Below are 17,425 nucleotides of genomic sequence, written 5' to 3' on the forward strand. Positions count from 1 at the left end.
CCTTTAGAAACCGCCGCGTAAAACCGGCAGACCGGAAAGCCCGGCCGCTTCGTTGAACTGCTCCCCGTAAGTTGGACTGAAAATTCAGTTCCAACTTACGGGGAGCAGTTTCATGTTTAAGGGCAGTTCGAGCCGGTCAGGCCAGCCAACGCCACCAGCGTGGCTGCTCCGGTTCCGGCGTCGGTTCCGGCTCTGGCTCCTCGCCCAAGGCCTGCGCGGCCCCGACGATGTCGTCCGCGGTGAGCGTCATGACGGCCTCACGATCGAGCGCGTCGAGGCTTTGTTCCTCATCAAGCGACAGCCGCAGCGCCTGGCGGTTGAGCGCCTGCTCGAACAGCGTGCGGGCGAACCGTGCGTTGCCGGAGTCCTCGCCCGCGTGGAGCCCGGTGAAGATGCGGCGCAGCATCTGGTCCGCACCCGGCTCCAGCGTGTACTCGTGCTGGGCCAGCATCTGGTGGAAGATCGTCTGGAGTGCGTCCACGGAGTAGTCGGGGAACGTGATCTCGCGGGCGAACCGGGAGCGCAGTCCGGGGTTCGAGAGCAGGAAAGACTCCATCAGCCGCGGGTACCCGGCCACGATCACGACCAGGCGGTGGCGGTGGTCCTCCATCCGCTTGAGCAGGACCTCGATCGCTTCGGGGCCGAAGTCCATCCGGCCATCCTCGGGGGCCAGCGCGTAGGCCTCGTCGATGAACAGGACGCCGTCCAGCGCGCGCCGGATCACCCGGTCCGTCTTGATGGCGGTCGCGCCGACATACTGCCCCACCAGGCCCGAACGGTCCACCTCGACCAGGTGGCCTTTCTGCAGTAGACCGACCGCGCGGTACATCTCGGCCAGGAGCCGCGCCACGGTGGTCTTGCCCGTGCCCGGGTTTCCGAGGAACACCAAATGCTGTGATGTGGCCACCTCCGGCAGGCCGTGAGTCTTACGGCGGGCCTGGACCTGGAGCAGTGCGACGAGGGCCCGCACCTGTTCCTTCACGGTCTCCAGTCCGACCAGCGCGTCGAGCTCGGCCTGCACCTCGGACAGCGGCCGGGCCGGCCCGGGCCTCGCACCGACGAGATCGCCAACCAGGTCGTCGACGCGCTCCGAACCGGGCAGCTTGAGCTGATCGGCCAGATGGCCGATGGTTTCGCGCAGGTCCTCGAACGGATTGCGACTGGCAGCCATGCATCCACTGTAGTACCCGATTCCCGACCGGGGTGGAGTTTGCCTCACCGGCATCAACTCGCTCCCCGAAAGTAAGGACTGATTTCCCACTCCAACTTCCGGAGAGCAGTTCACGTTGGGACCGGGCTTTCCTGCGTCCGGATTCAGCCGCAGCTCCTTCACAGCCCGGACACAGGTGGGGCCGGATTCCTGCACAGGATGCCCGGCGAGGGTTGATGCGAGGCCGGCCGTCCGCGCCGGCGCCTGAGTCATAGGAGTAACGTGAGCGTTCTTGCCCGAAGCGTAGGCAATGCCTTCAGAAACAAGGTCCGCACTGCAGCGGTTGTCGCGGTGCTGGCCGCCGCCATTGGCCTTGCCCTGGCCATGCTGGTGGCCAACCAGGCGGTCGGGGCGAAAGTCCAGGAGCTCAATGCCTCCGTAGGCACTGTCCTGACGGTCAACCCGGCCGGCGGGCAAGGTTTCGAAGGCGGCGGTGAACCGCTCACCGCCGGCCAGGCAACCACGGCCGCCGGTGTGGCCAACGTCAGTGCCGTCGTCGGGACCTCCTCACTGCGGCTGCGCAACGCCACCGAAGCCGCAGCGCAGTCGGCAAACGGCCAGAGTGGCCCCGGCGGTCCGGCCGGACAGGGCGGCAAGGCGGCAGCCACGCTGACCACCAGCCTGACCGCGGCGGTGGATGCAGGCACACTCGGCAACCGCAACCAGCAGGCCAACGAAACCACGGGTTCCACCGGAACCACCCAGCAGCCCGTCCGGTCCCTGCCCATCACTGCCACCGGCATCGGTGCCGAAGTGGACACCACGGGCAAGGCACTGAACATCACCCAGGGCTCGGGGCTTGGCGACTACTCGGCAGCATCCACCAGCGCGCTGCTGGGAACTGCCCTCGCCGAGAAGAACAACCTCACGGTTGGCTCCAGCTTCACCATCAATGACCAGACCTACACGGTCGCGGGACTCTTCGACGCCGGCACAGCCTTTGGCAACAACGCCGTGTACGTGACGCTCCCCACCGCCCAGAGTTTGGCAGGGACGCCGGGTGAGTTGTCCAGCATGATCGTCACGGTCGATTCGATGGACAACGTCGCCGCCACCAAAACGGCACTGCAAACAGCCCTGGGGACCGACAAGGCTGACGTCACGCAGGGCCAGAACCTCCAGACCGCCGTCAGCTCCCTGGACAGCGTCAAGAACATTTCCTTCATCGCCTTCATTGCCGCCCTCGGCACCGCCGGACTCATCATCCTGCTCATCATGGTGATGCTGGTCCGCGAGCGCCGCCGCGAAATCGGCGTGCTGAAGGCCATCGGCGCACCCAACCGCACCATCGGCCTGCAGTTCGTCCTCGAAGCCCTGGTCCTGGCAGCCCTGGGCAGCGCAGTGGGTGCCGCCATCGCATCATTCGCCAGCGGCGGCATCGCCTCAGCTCTCATCAGCAGCAACACCACCACAACCACCGCCACCACGGGCCGCGGCTTCCCGGGCGGGGCAGGCGGTGCAGGCGGGTTCCCGGGCGGCCAGGGCGGACCCTTCGGCGGGGCCTCCCAGTTGCTGAGCTCCGTCACCGCGTCCGCATCACCGGGAGTCATCGCCGGCGGAATCGCCGCCGTGTTCGGCGTCGCCATCGTCGGAGCGCTGGTTCCCGCGCTGCTCACGGCACGCATCCGTCCCATCGAAGTCCTGCGAGGAGAATAGCCATGATTGAAGTCAAGAACCTGGTCCGCACCTTCAACTCCGGTGACCGCACCATCAAACCGGTCAACGACGTCAGCTTCGACCTGGAGCAGGGCATTCTTGCCTCGATCGTGGGGAAAAGCGGCAGCGGCAAAAGCACCCTGTTGTCCCTCCTGGGCGCGCTGGACAAGCCCACCAGCGGAGACGTCGTCGTCAACGGCGTCAGCCTGGCCGGCCTGCAGGACAGCAAGCTGACGGAATACCGCCGACGGGACATCGGCTTCGTGTTCCAGCAGTTCAACCTGATCCCCAACCTGTCGGCCGTAGCCAACGTGATGCTCCCCATGGAGTTTGCCGGGATCCGTAAGGCCGCCCGGCTGCAGCGCGCCCAGGATTTGCTGGAGCAGGTCCAGCTGGATCCGTCCAAACACGACCGGCGGATCAACAGGCTCTCCGGCGGAGAGCAGCAGCGCGTGGCAATTGCCCGGGCCCTGGCCAACGAGCCGAAGCTCATCCTGGCCGATGAGCCCACCGGAAACCTGGACGAGCAGACCGGGGACCACATCATCGAGCTCCTCAGCTCGCTGCGCCGCGACCACAACACGACTATCCTGGTGGTCACCCACGACCGGGCCCTGGCAAACAAGACCGACCGGCGTTTCCGGCTGCAGCAGGGCAGGCTGACGGAAGAGCCGGTCCTCGGCCGGGCAGTTGCCGCCACCGTCTGACGTGCGCGAAAGGGGCCAAAGGTACGGGCCACACCGTCCCGCCCTTGGCCCCTTTGAGGTTTCCTTCCCGCCCCCCGCCGCAAGTTCCGTAACCCTGGCACGCCCCTGTGACAGGATTGCAGCTATGACTGCTCCCATCGCCACGCCATGGCTTTTCAGCCAGCCTGACCAGGATCCCCGCTCCGCCACCGGGGCTCCCCTGCGCTGGGGAATCATTGCAACGGGCGGCATTGCCCGTGCCGTTTCGGAAGATCTTGCGCTGCTTGAAGACGCCGAGCTGTATGCGGTCAGTTCCCGGGCGCAGGACAGCGCGGACGCCTTTGCCGTGGCTTACGACTTCGCAAAGGCCTACGGGGACGACGGCGGTGTGCCCGGCTACCAGCGGCTGCTGGCCGATGAGGCCGTGGATGTTGTCTATGTCGCCACGCCGCACGCACAGCACCACGAGATCGTTCTCGCGGCACTGAACGCCGGCAAGCATGTGCTCTGCGAAAAGGCCTTTACCATCAACGCTCGGGAAGCAGCGGAGCTCATCGACGTCGCGCGCCGCAAAAAGCTTTTCCTGATGGAGGCGGTCTGGAGCCGGTTCCTGCCCTCGATGCAGCGTGCTTTCGAGATCGCGGCCTCCGGTGAACTGGGCGACATCCATTGGATCACGGCAGACTTGGGCTTCCCGGCGCCGTACTCCCCCACAGCCAGGCTGTGGGCGCGGAAGGACGGCGGAGGCGCCTTGCTGGACTTGTCCGTCTACCCGCTCCTGTGGGCGCTCGGCACCCTTGGCTTTCCCCAAACAGTCAGTGCCACGGGCTTTGTCAATGACGAGGGCGTGGATGCCCAGAATGCCATGACCCTTGGCTACGGCCACGCGGCCCAGGTCCAGCTGACCTCTTCCCTCCTGGCCCACGGACCCCGCACTGCCACCGTGGCCGGAAGCATGGGATTCCTGCAGAGCGTGGGTTCCATCAACAACCCCCGCGAACTCGTCATCGCCAACGGGTGGGAGGAGCGCCGGACCGAAACCTTCGACGTTGCGGGCAAGGGCTACGCCTACGAACTGCGCGAAGTGATGCGGTGCGTCCAGCAGGGGCTGACTGAAAGCCCGGTAATGCCGCTTGAGGACACGTTGAACACCATGCGCCTTTTCGACGGTGTTCGCGCCCAGCTGGGTGTGACGTACCCTAACGACGGTCACTAGCGGGAACAGCCCACCAGCGGGACGTTCCAGGGGACACGACGGCGGTGTTGCGGCTTAAACGGTTCGGTCAAGGATGTGACGGCTCTCCTTTCCCCTTGACCCTTCCCAAGAATGTTGTCGCCTTTTTGTAAAATCCCTTTAGCGGAGTCTGGACTTCCGGCAATACTCGGTCTTAGGCTTTAGCCAGCATCGATTGCAACCGGTCACTGGGGGGTGGTACGCATGGCTCGAATTAGTTCGCCATGGCGCGCTGTGCGCCCAGCGCTTCTTGCCGGGGTAGCAGCACTTAGCTGGATGACGCTTTCGTCAACGGCTGCGTCTGCTGACGCGGGGCCGGATTCTTCGTCCCTCCTCGGCAATGTCACCAGCCCGGTTTCTTCTTTGACCCATGATCTTGCGGATGCGGTTCTGCCGTCTCCTGCCGGCTCCCCCTCCGGATCCGCTGCAACTCCCGGGCTGCTGCAGCCTCCAGTAACGCAGGTTTCCGGACTGGCGGATAACCTTCTAGCCGCCGTTCCCGTGACGGCCGGAGTGGTGCAGGTTGTTGTAGCCCCTGTCACCGAGGCAGTTCCGGTTCTCGATCCGGCGCTCCAACCGGTTTCTGATCTTTTGACCGGCGCTGCTCCGCTGCCTGTCCCACCCATGGGAGCCGTGCAAGCGGAACTTCCTGCCGTACTAACTCCTGCTCCGTCAGGGGCTCAGCCTGCAGCTTTGGAAACGACAACGGTTGCCCTCGAAACGGCACCGGAACCGGACCCGAATGCGGCGGCACTGCCCAGCGCATCGACTGCCGGCAGCAACGCAGGCCTTGAAACTGCACGGACTGCAGTCCTGGTTGGCACATCCACTCCGCAGCCTGCCGCGTCTGATCTTGCTAATACTGCTTCGGAGCAGACCCTTCCCCTTGGCCCATCGCCGCTGCCTGCCCAGGTTCCTGCCGCACCGGGGTCCGGCACGGGCAGCGGCGGAGCATCCGGCAGCCCGTCCGGTGCCGCGGCATGGCTTAGCCCCTTTGACTTTGGCTTTGAACGTCCCGGTGCTGTTCACGCGGGTGAGACCTCTGAGCACGCCCCTGCACCGGTGTCCTTCGACCCCGGTTCTTCTCCTGACTAGTTGAGGCCGCCTGCCTTTTTACGGGCAGCACGTGGCTCTACGGGCAGCTGACCAGCGCCCCAACAACCTCAACTTTTCAGGAGTAACCACCATGAACTGCACCCTTCGCAGGGGGCTGCTTAGCACCCTCTTTGCCGGCGGCCTTTTGGCCTTCGGCTCCGCTGCCGCGAACGCAGCGGACACCACCAGCGGGACGGACCTTTCCGCCTCCGCCCTTATCTCGGCGGCGGCACCCGCTGACTCGACGTCGTTGGGCCTGCTGGGTGACCCAACGCCGGCCAGCTCAACAGGTGTCGCCGCCGCAGTGGACGTCAGCCTCGGACTCGGTGACATCACCAACGGCACCGGAACCACGGCAGACCTCGCCGTCGATGCTGCCGTAAACCTGGGCCTCGGCGGCCTCACCACCGGCACCACTGACGTGGCAGCGGCAGCAGCCGTAGACCTCGGACTCGGCGGCATCACCAACGGCACCGGCACCACCAACGGCACCACGGCAGATCTCGCCGTCGATGCAGCCGTAAACCTGGGCCTCGGGGGGGTCACCACCGACCCCGGCACCACTGACGTGGCAGCGGCAGCAGACGTCAACCTCGGACTCGGCGGCATCACCACCGGCACCGGCACCACCGACGGCACCACGGCAGATCTCGCCGTCGATGCAGCCGTAGACCTCGGACTCGGCGGCAACACCAACGGCACCACTGACGTGGCAGCAGCCGTAAACCTGGGCCTCGGCGGCATCACCAACGGCACCGGCACCACCGACGGCACCACGGCAGATCTCGCCGTCGATGCAGCCGTAAACCTGGGCCTCGGGGGGGTCACCACCGACCCCGGCACCACTGACGTGGCAGCGGCAGCAGACGTCAACCTCGGACTCGGCGGCATCACCAATGGCACCGGCACCACCGACGGCACCACGGCAGATCTCGCCGTCGATGCAGACGTCAACCTCGGACTCGGCGGCATCACCAACGGTGAGACGGCTAGTGGGGTCGACGCTGGTGTAGACGTTGGTGCTGATCTGGGCACCGGAACCGTAGGCAATGGCGGGCTGGATGCTGTTGTGGACCTTGGCATCGACCTGGGTATCGGACTCGGCGGTGACAGCGGCACCGGCACCCCGGGTACGGACACACCCGGCACCACTGACCCGGGCACCACCACCCCGGGCGACGGCACCACCGGAGACACAGGCGCCCTTGATCCCGGGACCAGCAGCCCGGGCTCAGACAACCCCGCAGGCAACGGCGGCGGTACCAACACCGGCGATGATTCCACCGGCCTCAACGACGCCACCGGCACTACAGGCACCGGCAACTTCTCGGCAGCACCCGCCGGCTCCACCGCAGTAAGCGGAGCCATCGCCACCGTGACAGCACCCCGCAGCACCCCGGCCAACGGCAACTCTGCCCTTGCCAACACGGGCGCTGCCCACACCGGCCTGGCAAACACGGGCTGGGACGGAACGCTGGTTCCCGTGGCCCTGCTGCTCCTGGCCGCCGGACTCCTGATGCTCCGCAAGCGCAAGGTGTCGTAGGGACCTCAAGGCAGAACGTAAGCGCCCGCGCATGTGCGCCTGAAGCGGCGGCACCCTGCGGGCTGACGGAAGGAGGACGGCAGCCCCGAAACGAAACAACCATACAAAACATGTCATCAGCACACATGTCCTTGTAGCCAATGGTCCGGCGGCGAAAGAGTTTGAAATCGCCGCCGGACCGTCGGCGTGTCGAAACGCGAAAGCCTAGGTCAATCCCTTCTTCCGCCGCGCCGCCCGTATAATTTGAGGTACGACAGTGCCGCAGCGCACCGGGAGGAACGGTCATGGTGGCGGAATCGCCTAGCTCCATCAAGAATGAAGTTGTCGGCGGTCGCTACCGTTTAGCTGATGTAATAGGCCGCGGCGGAATGTCGTCGGTGTACTGTGCGCGTGACGAAAACCTGGGCCGTGATGTGGCGTTGAAACTCTTCGCCCCGCAGGCTCCGGACGCGGACGAGCTTAAGCGGCAGGAAGCCGAGATCCAGCTTCTTGCCACCCTGAACCACCCCGGCCTGGTAACGCTCTTCGATGCGGGCATCGATGACCGCATCCCAGACGAGCCACGCCCCTTCCTGACCATGGAACTCGTGGAGGGGCAGGACCTGCGCGGCCGGATCCGGCACAGCCGGGTGCCACTGGAAGAGCTGTCCGTCATCGGTGCAGGCATCGCCGACGCGCTGGCGTACGTGCACGGCCTGGGTATCATCCACCGCGATATCAAACCGGGCAACATTCTCCTGGTCCAGATCCGCCCGGGCGAGTCGCTGCGTCCCAAGCTCACGGACTTCGGCATCGCCAGGATCGTGGATTCCACCCGGCTCACGGCCACGGGCACCATGGTGGGTACGGCCGCTTACCTCAGCCCGGAGCAGGCCCTCGGAAAACCCCTGTCTTCGGCCACGGACATTTACTCGCTGGGACTGGTGCTGCTGGAGTGCATCAAGGGCACCGTGGAGTACCCCGGCAGTGCGGTGGAGTCCGCTGTTGCCCGTCTGCACCGCGCCCCGGAAATCCCCGACGACGTCCCCTCCGAATGGGCAGACCTCATCCGTTCCATGACCGCCATCGAGCCGCTGGAAAGGCCGGCGGCCGCGGATATTGAAACGGCACTGCGCCAGGCCTTGGTCTCCCCGGCCTCGACTCCCGGAGAACTGGCACCGGAAACCACGCGGGTACTGCCTGCCATGCCCTTCCACCCTCCCTCCATCACCGCCGAAGAATCGGTGGACGAAGTGCGGGAGGCGGCGGAAGCCATTGGGGCCGACCCGGCATCTGTTTCCGGACGGGCAGCGCACCCGGCCGCTACCAAGGCTTCCCGCAGGCCCCGCCTGTCCCGGAGCCAGCGGACTTGGCTGGCCGTCGTGCTCGGTGTCCTGGTGCTTGCCGCAGCCACCGCTGCGGTGCTGATGAGCATCTCTGCCAGGCCTGCCGACGTCGTCCCGTATCCCACGGTGACCGGCGTCCTGGGCGACCATCTGAAGGAACTCCAGAAAAGCGTAGAGCCGTGACGTTGGGCCAGGCTATCCCGGGCCGGCTGTTCCTGGCCTGCTCAGCCGCTATCCTGACGGCAAGTTTCCTTGGCGCATGCGCCTCACCCGGGAACGCGCTGCACCGCGAAGCCGCAACACAGCTCCAGGCAAGGGTGCTGGAAGTGACCCAGGCGTCGTCCCAGAACGATACCGCATCGGCGCTGAAGGCGTTGGAGGGTCTTGAAGCGGACCTCTCGGCAGCGCAGGCGAAAGGCCAGGTGTCCGAGGAACGGACCCGCAGCATAACCACGGTGGCCACCGCAGTGCGGACGGACCTCAAGGAAGCCGTGGCGGCTCAGCAGGCGGCGGCCGCGAAGGCTGCCGAAGATGCCCGTATTGCCGCCGGCCAGGCGGCGCCAAGCCCCTTCCCCACACCGGAAGCACCCGCTTCACAGGCAGCTCCTGCGCCAGCACCGGCGCAAGGCAATGCGGCCGGCAACGGCGCGGACGCGGGCAAGAACAACAGCGGCGACAAGGGCAAAGGCAAGAACTGAGCCTGCGCCAAAACACAAAAACGCAAAAGAAGAGGTGCTCCGGTGAATACCGGAGCACCTCTTCTTTATGCCAAAACGGCCGGTACTAGGCCAGGCCGGCGATGACCTCGTTCAGGGTGGCGGAAGGACGCATCACGGCGGAGGCCTTGGCGTCATCCGGGCGGTAGTATCCCCCGATGTCCACGGGCGAGCCCTGGACCTTGGCCAGCTCGCCCACAATCGTTTCCTCCTTGGAGGACAACTCGTTGGCGACCGCGCTGAAGGCGGCGGCCAGCTCGGCGTCGTCCGTCTGCTTGGCCAGCTCTTCTGCCCAGTAGCGGGCCAGGAAGTAGTGGCTGCCACGGTTGTCCAGCTCGCCGGCGCGGCGGCTCGGGGACTTGTTCTCCAGCAGGAACGTGCCGGTGGCGCGGTCAAGGGTGTCGGCCAGGACCTGCGCGCGGGCGTTGCCCGTGGTGGTGGCCAGGTGCTCGAAGCTGACGGCCAGTGCCAGGAACTCGCCCAGGCTGTCCCAGCGGAGGTGGTTTTCCTTGAGCAGCTGCTGGACATGCTTCGGGGCGGAACCGCCGGCACCGGTCTCGAAGAGTCCGCCGCCGTTCATCAGCGGAACAACCGAGAGCATCTTGGCGCTGGTGCCCAGTTCCAGGATGGGGAACAGGTCTGTGAGGTAGTCGCGGAGCACGTTGCCCGTGACGGAGATGGTGTCCTCGCCCTTGCGGATGCGCTCCAGGGTGAAGGCGATGGCCTTGACCGGGGACATGATCTGGATGTCCAGGCCCTCGGTGTCGTGGTCCTTGAGGTACTCGTTGACCTTGGCGATGAGGTTGGCGTCATGGGCGCGTTCCTCGTCCAGCCAGAACACGGCAGGGGCCTGTGAGGCGCGGGCGCGGGTGACGGCCAGCTTGACCCAGTCGCGGATGGGGGCGTCCTTGGTCTGGCAGGCGCGCCAGATGTCGCCCACGGAAACCTCGTGTTCGATCAGGACGTTGCCTGCGCCGTCCACGATCTGCACCTTGCCGGGCTCCTGGATCTCGAAGGTCTTGTCGTGGCTGCCGTATTCCTCGGCCGCCTGCGCCATGAGGCCAACGTTCGGCACGGTACCCATGGTGGTGGGGTCGTAGGCGCCATTGGCGCGGCAGTCATCGATGACAACCTGGTAGATGCCGGCGTAGGAGCTGTCCGGCAGGACGGCCAGGGTGTCCGCTTCCTTGCCGTCGGGGCCCCACATGTGGCCGGAGCTGCGGATCATGGCAGGCATGGAGGCGTCCACGATGACGTCGCTGGGCACGTTCAGGGTGGTGATGCCCTTGTCCGAGTCCACCATGGCCAGGGCGGGACCGTCCTCCAGGCCCTTCTTGATCAGGTTCTGGACGCCGTCCCGGACATCCGCCGGCAGATCCTCGAGGCTGCTCAGGATGGCGGCCAGGCCGTTGTTGGGGCTGATGCCGGCTGCTGAGAGCTGCTTGCCGTAGGTGTCGAACAGTTCCGTGAAGTATGCCTTGACCACGTGGCCGAAGATGATCGGGTCCGAGACCTTCATCATGGTGGCCTTCAGGTGGGCGGAGAACAGCACGCCTTCTTCCTTGGCGCGGGCCACCTGGGCCTTCAGGAATTCGTCGAGGGCGGCGGCGCGCATCACGGTACCGTCGATAACCTCGCCGGCCAGGACCGGGAAGGCCTTCTTCAGGACCTTCACCGAGCCGTCTTCGCGGACCAGCTGGATGGCGATGGTGCCCTCGGACTCGATGACTACGGACTTCTCGTTGGAGCGGAAGTCGTCCTGGCCCATGGTGGCCACGTTGGTCTTGGAGTCAGCACTCCAGGCGCCCATGGAGTGCGGGTTCTGGCGGGCGTAGTTCTTGACGGACAGCGGCGCCCGGCGGTCCGAGTTGCCTTCACGCAGGACCGGGTTCACGGCCGAGCCCTTGATCTTGTCGTAGCGCGAGCGGATGGCGGTTTCCTCGTCGGAGGAGGGGTTGTCCGGGTAATCCGGCAGCGCGTAGCCCTGGCCCTGCAGCTCGGCGATGGCGGCCTTCAGCTGCGGGATGGAGGCGCTGATGTTGGGCAGCTTGATGATGTTGGCTTCCGGCGTCTTCGCCAGCTCACCGAGTTCAGCAAGGGCGTCACCGATCTGCTGCTCCGGGGTGAGGTAGTCACCGAAAACGGCGATGATGCGGCCGGCGAGCGAAATGTCGCGGGTCTCCACCTCCACACCTGCGGTCGAAGCGAACGCCTCGATGATGGGCAGGAACGAATAGGTAGCCAGCATCGGCGCTTCGTCGGTGTGGGTGTAGATAATCTTGGACATGCGCGGGCGTCTCCCTGTGGGTCGGCTTGGTTATGAAATCTTTGTCTATTTCACCAACTACAAACTTACCCGAGGACACCGCTTTGAACCGTACCGGAGCCCGAGCGTTACCCCCGCGGTGAGCAGGATTACAGCGATGGAGAACGGCCGACGGCGGCACGCACCCAGGTGCCGGGCCGACGTCGCGCTTTCCCTCCCCGGGGGTATAGGGCGCGGCCGCGCGGGACGCTACATGATACGTCACTACTATTTACAAGCTTGTCATATGACGGTAAGTTTGGTACGTCACTCCCTACCCGGGCCCAACCCCGTTCAGACAGGACAACAATGACTCGCACCCGGTTCCTGGCTTCCGGCCTCCTGAGCCTCTCAGCAGCCGCCGTGCTGGCGCTGACCTCAGCCGGCGGAGCTTCCGCCGCCCCGACCCCATCCGATACAGACTCGAATCCGTCCGTCGTCAGCGTCAACGTCGACGCCGCCGGCGCGGCCGACTACTGGACCGCCGAGCGCATGCAGGGTGCGGTGCCCGGCGACGCCCTGGCCGGCAAAGCCCTGGAACGCGGCAACCGCTCCAGCACCGCCGTCGTGGAGAAAGGCAAGCCTGCTTCCACCAAGGCGACGAAGGGCAAGGCCACCACCACTACCGCCCAGAGCGAGAAGCCGGTGAGCCATATCGGCAAGGTGTTCTTCACCCTGGGTGGCGCAAATTACGTCTGCTCCGGCAACGCCGTGGCATCCACCAACGGCAGCACGGTAGCCACGGCCGGACACTGTGTGAACGAAGGCCCCGGCGCGTACGCCACCAACTTCATTTTTGTGCCGGCCTATGAGAACGGTGCAGCCCCCTACGGCAAGTGGTCTGCACGCGCCCTGTATGCCCCGAGCCAGTGGGTCTCGAACGGCGACATGACCTACGACACGGGCTTTGCCGTCGTGAACCGCAACGCGCAGAAGCAGACCCTGACGTCTGTGGTGGGCGGGTCCGGCGTCGCGTTCAACCAGGCCCGCGGCCTGACCTACAAATCCTACGGTTACCCCGCCGCTGCACCGTTCAACGGCGAGACCCTCAAGAGCTGCGCCGGCACGGCAACCAACGATCCGAACAACCCCCAGTTCGGGACCCAGGGCATTCCCTGCGACATGACCGGCGGCTCCTCCGGCGGGCCGTGGTTCATCGGCACCAGCTCCGGTGGCGTGCAGAACTCCATCAACAGCTACGGCTACAACCGCTCCGCGGTTATGTATGGTCCGTACTGGGGCTCCGTTATCCAGGCCACGTACAACAGTGCAGCAGTCTCCTAAGGAACCGACGCCGGCCGAGGACGCCGTCAGCCACGTTGAACTGAACCAGACACACGAGGACATACTCGAGTACTGGACAAAGCAGCGGATGGCTGAAGCCAAGCCCCGGGAGATTCAACTTCCGGAGCCCGGCCCGCGTCCAACTGACCAGGACTAGGCACAATGCCGACGGCGCCCGTCCCCTTTGCAGGGGGCGGGCGCCGCTCGTATATTCAGGGGCCGGTGTGGTCCGGCCGGTGGATCAGTGGAAGAAGTGGCGGGCTCCGGTGAAGTACATGGTGATGCCGGCCTCGTTCGCTGCCGCGATCACCTCTTCGTCGCGGACGGATCCGCCTGGCTGCACCACGGCACGGATGCCGGCGTCGATCAGGATCTGCAGGCCGTCGGCGAACGGGAAGAACGCGTCGGAGGCGGCCACTGCGCCACGGGCCCGCTGGGGTGCGCCGGCACCGCTGGCGTTCGAGGCACCGCCGGCACCTTCGACGTCGGACTCCACCTGGACGCCCAGCGTGTTGGCCCGCTCCACGGCCAGCCGGCAGGAATCGAGCCGGTTGACCTGGCCCATGCCGATGCCCACCGCGGCGCCGTTCTCGGCGAGGAGGATGGCGTTGGACTTGGCGGCCCGGCAGGCGGTCCAGGCGAAGGCGAGGTCCGCGAGGGTCTTCTCGTCTGCGGCATCGCCGGCGGCGAGGGTCCAGTTAGCGGGGTTGTCGCCTTCGGCGTCCACCTTGTCGGACACCTGGACCAGCATGCCGCCAGATACCTGGCGGAATTCCGTGGGGTAGCGGCCGTAGCCCTCGGGCAGGGCCAGCAGGCGGATGTTCTTCTTCTTGGAGAGGATCTCCACGGCTTCAGGTTCGAAACCAGGCGCGATGACGACCTCGGTGAAGATGTCCTTCACGGTGTTGGCCATGCCTGCTGTCACGGTGCGGTTCGCGGCAATGACACCACCGAACGCCGAGACCGGGTCGCAGGCGTGCGCCTTGGCATGGGCGTCCGCGATGGGGTCTGCGGCGTCCTTGGAGCCGACGGCCACACCGCACGGGTTGGCGTGCTTGATGATGGCGACGGCGGGTTCGCTGAAGTCGTAGGCAGCGCGCAGGGCGGCGTCGGCGTCCACGAAGTTGTTGTAGCTCATGGCCTTGCCGTGCAGCTGGTCCGCCTGGGCGATCCCAACCGGCGCAGCCTTGTCCACATACAGCGCAGCCTGCTGGTGCGGATTCTCGCCGTAGCGCAGGACCTCTGAGCGTTCCAGGGACAGGCCGGCGTAGGCGGGCCAGTCGATGACTCCGTCGCCGTCCTCATCCAGGAACTGGCTGGCGGTCCACGTAGCCACGGCGTTGTCGTAGGCGGCGGTGTGGGCGAAGGCCTTGGCAGCGAGGCGGCGGCGGGTCTTCAGGTCGAAGCCGCCGGCCGCGGCAGCCTCCACCACCTGGCCATAGAAGGACGGATCCACCACAATGGCGACGGCGGCGTGGTTCTTGGCGGCCGAGCGCACCATGGCGGGGCCTCCGATGTCGATCTGCTCCACGACATCGTCCTGCGCGGCACCGGACTTGACGGTCTCCACGAACGGGTAAAGGTTCACCACCACCAGGTCGAAGGCTTCGATGTCCATGCTGGCAAGGGTTTCCATATGGGCCGGAACCCGGCGGTCCGCCAGGATGCCGCCGTGGACGCGCGGGTGCAGCGTCTTGACGCGGCCGTCCAGCATCTCGGGGGAACCGGTTACCTCCTCCACCTCCTGCACGGGGATGCCCGCGGCGGCGATTTTCCTGGCCGTGGATCCGGTGGAGACGAGCTTCACGCCCGCTGCGTGCAGGCCCTGGGCGAGCTCCTCCAGGCCGGTTTTGTCGTAAACCGAGATCAGGGCCCGGCGGATGGGTACACGGTCGATGGATACGCGCTCATGCTGCGTGAAGCTCACAAATGTCTCCGTCTTATCTCGCGGAACAGGGCCGCGGTTGGTGGGGATAGGGCCAGTTTATCGCGAAGGGCGCGGTTGCCGGGCGTGCCCGCCGGAGTGTGAACGGCGTAGTGCCGGGCTAAAGTTTTGGACAGGAGGCGGCGATGAATACTTACACCACTGTGCCCAGCGGCGAACAGGTGGTCCAGGAACTTCCCTGGCGATGGAAAGTCCAGGGCAGGATCTTTTTGATCGGGGGCCTCGGCTTCATGTTCGATGCCTGGGATGTGACCCTGAACGGCATCCTCATTCCGTTGTTGTCCAAGCACTGGTCGCTCTCCGCCGGGGAGGCGGCATGGGTGGGCACGGCCAACCTGATCGGCATGGCCCTGGGTGCCTTCATCTGGGGAACCATCGCGGACACCCTGGGACGCAAGAAAGCCTTCACGGCCACCCTGCTGCTGTTCTCCGTGTTCACGGTGTGCGGCGCGTTCGCCCCCGATTTCGCCTGGTTCTGCATCTTCCGGTTCCTGGCCGGATTCGGGCTTGGCGGCTGCATTCCCGTGGACTACGCGCTGGTGGGTGAATTCACGCCGCGGAAGCAGCGCGGCAAGGTGCTCACCGCCATGGACGGGTGGTGGCCGGTCGGCGCCGCCCTGGCAGGGTTCGTGTCAGCCGGACTGGTGGCCCTCTACGGCGACTGGCGCCTGACCATGCTGGTGATGGTCCTGCCCGCACTGCTGGTCTTCTGGGTCCGGCGCAGTGTGCCCGAGTCCCCGCTGTTCCTGATCCGCAAAGGCCGGAGGGAGGAAGCGGCCCGGATCATCGACGGGCTGGTGGAGGCCACCGGGGCAGAACAACGCGCCTACAGCCTTCCTGATGCCAGGGACGTGCCCCGGCTCTCCGCCGGCAGCGCCTGGACGCAGCTGCGGTCCGTATGGCAGTTCAACTGGAAGATCACCACTGCGGCCTGGGCGCTTTTCTTCAGCATCCTGCTGGTGTACTACCTGTCCCTGACCTGGATGCCGAAAATCCTGATCGGCGCCGGGTTCGCGGAGTACAAGGCATTCGTCACCACAGCCTCTATGGCCGCGGTCGGGTTCCTTGGCGTGGTGGTGGCAGCCCTCCTGGTGGAGCGGGTGGGCCGCAAATGGATCCTCGCCATTACCGGTCCACTGTCCGCCCTGACCCTGGTGATCGTGGCCTTCGTGGTGGACATCCCCACGGCCGCGGTGTTCTGGCTGCTGGTGTTCGGGTTCGTGGTGCAGGTAGCCATCCCCGTGCTGTATGCGTACGTGTCCGAGCTCTATCCCACCGAACTGCGGGGCACCGGGTTCGGCTGGGCGTCCACGTTCTCCCGGCTGGGTGCCGGCTTTGGGCCGCTGATTTTCGCCAACTACTTCTGGCCGGAGCTCGGGCTGGCCACGTCGTTTGCGCTGGCGGGAGCCCTGGTGCTGGCGTCCGTGCTGTGGATGGCGTTCTTCTCCCCCGAAACCCGCCAGCGCCGCCTGCAGTAGAGGGCTTGGGGCCAGGACTTCAACCGTGCAGGCTGGCTGCTGGTGAGGATCTCTCCTCGCGGGCGATATCCCTAACGATCTGTTCAGCCTCGGAATGGGCCCTCGCCATCGTATTCCACCGCAACCCTGTTTTCGGATAGCCAAGGTCAGGCTGGCGAACGACCCCGGGGAGCAGTTCGATGTGCACGTTCAGAACCGGGTCAGGCAGGCCCGCCGCATTTATAGCCAGCCGGAGCCGCGTCTCCGGCGCCGAGTCCGAACCCACCCGCGCCAGTTCAAGGGCAAGGGACAGTTGTTGTCGTTTTGAAGGTTCAAAACGACAACAACTGTCAGCTAGTTGGGAGGGATTAGGGGGCTAGGAGTACGAGGGGTCTGCGGCGAGGGCGGCCAGGGTGGAGACCAGGAGCCGTCGCTCCACCACCTTGATGCGCTCATGCAGGGTTTCCTCGGTATCGGAGTCCTGGATGGTCACGGCCTCCTGGGCAATGATGGGTCCAGTGTCCACGCCGGCGTCCGCCCAGTGCACGGTGCATCCCGTTACCTTCACCCCGTACGCCATCGCGTCCCGCACTCCGTGGGCGCCCGGGAATGCCGGGAGCAGCGCGGGGTGCGTGTTGAGGTACCTGCCATTGAACGCGTCGATGAAGCCCGGGCTGACGATCCGCATGAATCCGGAGGAAACCACCACATCCGGTTTGTAGGCGGCCACGGCTTCAGTCAGCGCGGCATTCCAGTCGGCACGGTCCGGGAAAGCCTTGAAGTCCACCACGAACGTGGGGATTCCCGCCGCAGCCGAGCGTTCGACGCCGTACGTTCCTTCGCGGTCGGCGCCCACCGCAGCGATCTTCACGTCGAGTTCGCCCTCCTTGACGGCGTCGATCACTGCCTGGAGATTGGACCCGGTGCCGGAGACGAGGACGACGATACGCATTGGTCCAGCTTAGGTGC

At 65.8% G+C, this 17,425-nt stretch carries 13 protein-coding genes; 9 read left to right on the forward strand and 4 right to left on the reverse strand.

The window, feature by feature from the left end:
• Positions 1–136 precede the first annotated feature (136 nt).
• Positions 137–1,171, reverse strand: coding sequence for an AAA family ATPase (locus QFZ57_RS18930; protein WP_306901308.1), 1,035 nt, complete (start codon positions 1,169–1,171; stop codon positions 137–139).
• 261 nt (positions 1,172–1,432) lie between these two features.
• Here QFZ57_RS18930 and QFZ57_RS18935 point away from each other — a divergent pair, with 261 nt between their 5' ends.
• The 7 genes from QFZ57_RS18935 to QFZ57_RS18965 all read left to right on the forward strand — a co-directional run bounded on the left by QFZ57_RS18935 (position 1,433) and on the right by QFZ57_RS18965 (position 9,447).
• A complete protein-coding gene (locus tag QFZ57_RS18935) occupies positions 1,433–2,866 on the forward strand; it encodes an ABC transporter permease (protein WP_306901309.1) in 1,434 nt (477 codons plus the stop codon).
• A 2-nt stretch (positions 2,867–2,868) separates the two neighbouring features.
• Positions 2,869–3,573, forward strand: coding sequence for an ABC transporter ATP-binding protein (locus tag QFZ57_RS18940; protein ID WP_306901310.1), 705 nt, complete (start codon positions 2,869–2,871; stop codon positions 3,571–3,573).
• Between the two features lie 124 nt (positions 3,574–3,697).
• Positions 3,698–4,768, forward strand: coding sequence for a Gfo/Idh/MocA family protein (locus tag QFZ57_RS18945; protein WP_306901312.1), 1,071 nt, complete (start codon positions 3,698–3,700; stop codon positions 4,766–4,768).
• Between the two features lie 711 nt (positions 4,769–5,479).
• Complete coding sequence (locus QFZ57_RS18950) at positions 5,480–5,881, forward strand: hypothetical protein (RefSeq protein WP_306901314.1); 402 nt, start codon at positions 5,480–5,482, stop codon at positions 5,879–5,881.
• 91 nt (positions 5,882–5,972) lie between these two features.
• A complete protein-coding gene (locus QFZ57_RS18955; protein ID WP_306901316.1) occupies positions 5,973–7,424 on the forward strand; it encodes a hypothetical protein in 1,452 nt (483 codons plus the stop codon).
• 284 nt (positions 7,425–7,708) lie between these two features.
• Complete coding sequence (locus tag QFZ57_RS18960) at positions 7,709–8,932, forward strand: serine/threonine-protein kinase (RefSeq protein WP_306632019.1); 1,224 nt, start codon at positions 7,709–7,711, stop codon at positions 8,930–8,932.
• On the forward strand, positions 8,929–9,447 hold the full coding sequence (locus tag QFZ57_RS18965; RefSeq protein WP_306901318.1) for a hypothetical protein: 519 nt from the start codon (positions 8,929–8,931) through the stop codon (positions 9,445–9,447). Before QFZ57_RS18960 ends, QFZ57_RS18965 begins: the two co-directional genes overlap by 4 nt.
• An 85-nt stretch (positions 9,448–9,532) precedes the next feature.
• On the opposite strand, the gene QFZ57_RS18970 is transcribed toward QFZ57_RS18965, so the two are convergent.
• The gene (locus QFZ57_RS18970; RefSeq protein ID WP_306901319.1) at positions 9,533–11,752 is read right to left on the reverse strand and encodes an NADP-dependent isocitrate dehydrogenase; all 2,220 of its coding nucleotides are present in this window, start codon (positions 11,750–11,752) and stop codon (positions 9,533–9,535) included.
• A 327-nt stretch (positions 11,753–12,079) separates the two neighbouring features.
• Here QFZ57_RS18970 and QFZ57_RS18975 point away from each other — a divergent pair, with 327 nt between their 5' ends.
• Positions 12,080–13,054, forward strand: coding sequence for a trypsin-like serine peptidase (locus tag QFZ57_RS18975; protein WP_306901320.1), 975 nt, complete (start codon positions 12,080–12,082; stop codon positions 13,052–13,054).
• Between the two features lie 241 nt (positions 13,055–13,295).
• On the opposite strand, the gene purH is transcribed toward QFZ57_RS18975, so the two are convergent.
• The gene (gene purH / locus QFZ57_RS18980) at positions 13,296–14,981 is read right to left on the reverse strand and encodes a bifunctional phosphoribosylaminoimidazolecarboxamide formyltransferase/IMP cyclohydrolase (protein WP_306901321.1); all 1,686 of its coding nucleotides are present in this window, start codon (positions 14,979–14,981) and stop codon (positions 13,296–13,298) included.
• Positions 14,982–15,124: 143 nt separating this feature from the next.
• On the opposite strand from purH, the gene QFZ57_RS18985 reads away from it, so the two are divergent.
• Entirely contained in the window at positions 15,125–16,477 is a 1,353-nt protein-coding gene (locus QFZ57_RS18985; protein ID WP_306632024.1) for an MFS transporter, read from the forward strand.
• A gap of 355 nt (positions 16,478–16,832) precedes the next feature.
• Here QFZ57_RS18985 and purN read toward each other — a convergent pair whose 3' ends face one another.
• Positions 16,833–17,408: a phosphoribosylglycinamide formyltransferase gene (gene purN, locus QFZ57_RS18990; protein ID WP_306901322.1), complete on the reverse strand. Its 576-nt coding sequence runs from the start codon at positions 17,406–17,408 to the stop codon at positions 16,833–16,835.
• Between the last annotated feature and the right edge of the window lie 17 nt (positions 17,409–17,425).

It is taken from the genome of Arthrobacter sp. B1I2 (assembly GCF_030816485.1).
Lineage (GTDB): Bacteria > Actinomycetota > Actinomycetes > Actinomycetales > Micrococcaceae > Arthrobacter.